This window comes from Xanthomonas sp. GPE 39, assembly GCF_000963005.1.
Classification (GTDB): Bacteria; Pseudomonadota; Gammaproteobacteria; order Xanthomonadales; family Xanthomonadaceae; genus Xanthomonas_A.
This window is the reverse complement of sequence record NZ_JZHZ01000007.1, coordinates 127,646-132,046: the sequence shown is the minus strand read 5'-3', so window position 1 is coordinate 132,046 and position 4,401 is coordinate 127,646. Positions and strand designations below refer to the sequence as shown.

The window sequence follows — 4,401 nt, the reverse complement described above, 5'->3', positions numbered from 1 at the left end:
CCACCACGCAATATCTGTACGACGGCTTGGACGCGGTGCAGGAGACGCAAGGAGCAAAGATCAACCCGATCCTGACCGGCCCGGGCATCGACGAGCGCTACTCACGCGACGATAACGGCGGACGAACTTACTTCCTGACCGATCTGCTCGGCAGCACACGATTGCTGACGGATACGAACGGCAATGCGGTGCAGCGTTACGACTACGATCCCTACGGCACCACCACGCAGAGCAGCACGAGCTACAGCAATCCGTATCAATACACTGGACGCGAACACGACCAGAGCGGGTTGTATTACTACCGTGCGCGGTATTACACGCCTGAGTTGGGGCGGTTTGTTAGTGAGGATCCTCTGAAATTGGCTGCGGGCCCTAATAGTTATGCCTATGTGGGCGGAAATCCTATCAGTTATTTTGATCCATACGGTCGTTTTGGTTTTGCTGGCGCGATTATAGGTGCAATTGGTGGAGCTGCTGCTGGATATGTATCGGGAGGCTGGCAAGGCGCAGTGGCTGGTGGTCTTGTCGGCGGAGCCGTAGGTATTGTTGCTCCTTGGCTAGCTGGTGCGGCTGGCGCGGCTGTTGGTGGTGAAATGGCCGGTATGTTTGCCGGCACTGCTGTTAACGTTGCAACAGGAGCACTAGGTGGTCTTGTAGGTACGGTAGCAACTAATGCAGTCGCCAATGCAACCGCGTCAGGTTGTCAGGAAAAGAAAGGATTGTTGGATGGCGCGGCATACGGAACTACTGTTGGTGCGCTTGCTCCATTGATGAGCAGTGAGGCTTTCATTGTCGGGTCTGGTATAGAACTGGGTACGCTTGGAGAAAGTATATTTTCAGGGATAACAGGTGCCTTTGGTACAGTTGGTGCTGCAACCGATCCGGAGGCTATGCATGGGTTCAGATAAATTTTCTCAGGATCAAGATATAATTGAAAGATATAGCTATGTAAAACCAGGTAAGCCGCTAATTTATTTGTGGATTATCGGGGTTACCATATTTTGTTTTTTTATTGAGGGTTATATTTTTGATATTTATTCATTTCTTGGGTTGATTATTTCAACCCCGGGGGTTATTTTTTTTATTTTCATGATGTATATTGCTTTTACTGGCGCGGCGAAATTGGAGATAGATGGTGAATCTATACGTAAATCGCTGCTGGGTTGGGATGTTATTCGTATTTCATGGACGGATGCGAAAGTTATACAGTCTTTTCCTTTTCCAGTGCAAGGGGTTGGCCTTTTGCATTATTACAGGGTGGTCTCGAAAAACAAATTTTTGTTTTTTGGAATAATCGCATTTTCAGACGAAAGTGAAGCTTTGCCGGGAAATCTTAGTTTGATCGCTAAGCGTTATGGCATACCGATTGAGCAGAGGTTTAGCCAGTTTGGAAAGCTTGAAAAGGTTGATGTCATTCGATTTATTCGATTTAAATAATCAGATTGTTTTTGTTGGCTAGCAAGGGCACGTTGGTGCATCAACTCTCCATCGTGCCCACGCCGGTCAACCGGGCGCCGTTCCCGGTGGCGAGCAACTACCCGATGTACTTCACCCTGGAACCAGGCGGAGCCACGGTGCAGGCGCTGACCCCGCAGGCGGCACAGGGGATCAAGATCCTGTACCCGAACTACGACACGCTGACCACCGGCACGCGGGCCAATTTCTGGATCTACGACCCGTCCGAGGGCTGGCGGGTGTACGGGCAGGGGCGGGTGACCAGCGACGGCACGCGCATCGCCCCGGAAGGCGGGGTGGCGCTGTACAAGACCATGGGCGCCAGCTACAGCATCGACACCCACACCCCACCACCGGACCCGGACACGCCGCACTGCAGCGATGGCTGCGGCAAGGAGGCTGGCGGTGGCGGCGCGACGGCGGGCGACCCGATCGACCTGTATACCGGGGAGTTTTCCTATACCGAGACCGACGCGGTGGTGCCGGGCCTGTCACCGTTGGTGGTGACGCGCTCCTATCGCCCGGGCGACCCCAACAAGCAGGACTTCGGGATCGGCACGGCGGCCAATTTCCGTTACACGCTCTACGCGCCGCCGACCGGTTTGCAGCACGGTTGTTCAGGTAGCACTCAGTGCGTCAACCCGTCCACGGTCGATTACAACCAACTGCAACTGGTGTTGCCCGGCGGCATGCCGGTGACGTTCGCGCGTGTGTCCGGCAGTGGGTTGGCCGGGCAATGGCAGCAGATCGGCTCGGTTTCCGGTTACGCCGGTGCGACTATCACCCAGGGCAGCCCGCGCGGTCACGGCTACCTGCTGACGCTGCGCGACGGCAGCATGATGTATTTCAATCAGTATTCGCCCAATCGGCTGGAGTGGAGCCTGGACCACTTCGGCAACCGGGTGGACTACACCTACGATGCCGGCCTGGTCAGCCACATCGTCTCGGCCACGGGGCGTTCGCTGAGCATCGGCTACGACAGCAACAACCGCATCAATACGCTGAGCGACCCACTGGGCAACACCTGGTCCTACGCCTACAACGACGACGGCTACCTGTCGCAGGTGACCCGCCCGGACGGCAGCACGCGCAGTTATTACTACAAGATCCGCCAGGCCGCCGGGATCCGCGAAGGCGCCGACACGCTGCCCTATCAGGCGCGCTTGGAGTCCATCACCGACAGCAAACAGCAGCGGGTGCTGTTCAACGAGTTCGAGAGCGCCAATGGCACCTGGACGGGCCGGGTGGTCAAACAGACCCAGGCCGATGGCGGAGTGCTGACGATCAACTACGCGCATGTTGATGGCAACACCACCGGGGTGCTGGTGACCAAGCCGGACGGCAGCCAGCGCCGGGTGGTGTTCGACCCGGTCAGCCACTACCCGAGTAGCGACACGCTGGCCTATGGCACGCCCCTGGCGCAGACCATCACCTACGAGCGCACCGCCAGCGGCCAGACCACGGCCCGCACCGACGCCCTGGGCCGGCGTACCGAGTACGCCTACGACAGCGCCGGACGCCCGCTCCAGATCACCCAACTGGCCGGCACCGCGCAGGCGCGCAGCACCACGCTCGCCTACAACGGCGATGGCGATTTGGCCGCGATTACTGATGCCCTGGGCCGCACCACCAGCTTTGGCTACACGAACCGCTGCCTGACCTCGGTGACCACGCCGTTGGGCCAGACCAGCACCGCCACCTGCAACGGCGCCGGGCAACGCCTGAGCGTGACCGACCCCCTCGGCCACACCAGCAGCTTCACCTGGAGCAACGACGACCTGACCGCGATCACCGACGCGTTAGGTAGGCAGACGCAGTTACGCTACGACGCGCTGGGTCGCTTGATCGGCGTGCAGGACGCGCAGGGCAACGTCTCGCGTTTCGAGTATGACGGGCTGGGCCGGCAGACCAAGGCAGTCGATCCGTTGGGCAACAGCGTGGCCACGGGCTTCGATGCCAACGGCAACGTATCGGCGATCCTGCTGCCGAACGGTGCGGGCGTCACCTATGCCTACGATGCACTCAACCGCCGCATCAGCCGCACCGACGCGTTGGGCCAGGCGGAGAGCTGGACTTACGACAGCATGGGCCGTGTCGCCAGCCACACCGACCGACGCAACCGCACCACCAGCTACAGCTACGACGCGCTGGGCCGCCCAAGCAGCGCCACGTTGCCAGGCGCAGGCGGCACGCTGACGGCCAGTTACGATGCCGGCAATCGACTGGTGGCGCTGTCCGACAGCCTGTCGGGCACGTTGAACTGGAGCTACGACGGCTTCGACCAAGTGACCCAGGCCAACGGCCCGCAAGGCAGCATCGTGTACGGCTACGACGCCGTGGGCCGGCGGACCAGCATGCAGGCGGCCACGCAGACGCCGGTGAACTATGCCTATGATGACGGCGACCGCCTGACCGGCATCGCCCAGGGCACTGACACGGTGAGCTTCGCCTACGACAACGCCAACCGGCTGAGCAGCAAGACGCTACCGAACCAGGTACAGACGGTGTACGTGTACAACGACGCCAACCAGGTGACGGGCCTGGCCTGGGGCAAGACCGGGCAGACGGCGCTGGGCAGCCTGGGCTACGGCTACGACAGCCGAGGGCAACTGGTCGCACAGACCGGCAGCCATGCGCCGCAGGCGCTGCCGCCGGCCAGCACCAATAACGTTTTCGATGACAACAATCGGCAGACCCAGGCCAATGGCGTCGCCATGAGCTACGACGCCGACGGCCACCTGCTCAGCGATGGCAGCAGAACCTACACCTGGGACGACCGCGACCACCTGAGTCAGATCATGCAGGGCGGCACCGTCATCGCCAGCTACAGCTACGACGCCCTGGGCCGGCGCAGTGCCAGGACGGAGAATGGCGCCACCACGCAATATCTGTACGACGGCTTGGACGCGGTGCAGGAGACGCAAGGAGCAAAGATCAACCCGATCC

At 60.1% G+C, this 4,401-nt stretch carries 3 protein-coding genes; all 3 read left to right on the top strand.

Features of this window, described 5'->3' with window-relative positions; translation table 11 throughout:
- Positions 1-908: RHS repeat-associated core domain-containing protein (locus XALGPE39_RS16130; protein WP_235429720.1), on the top strand; the 908-nt coding region annotated here is incomplete at its 5' end.
- Positions 895-1,437 (top strand): hypothetical protein, encoded by a 543-nt coding sequence (locus XALGPE39_RS15355; protein ID WP_152624785.1) that lies wholly within the window; start codon positions 895-897, stop codon positions 1,435-1,437. The genes XALGPE39_RS16130 and XALGPE39_RS15355, both read left to right, overlap by 14 nt.
- Before the next feature lie 5 nt (positions 1,438-1,442).
- Positions 1,443-4,401: DUF6531 domain-containing protein (locus XALGPE39_RS14980; RefSeq protein WP_235429719.1), on the top strand; the 2,959-nt coding region annotated here is incomplete at its 3' end.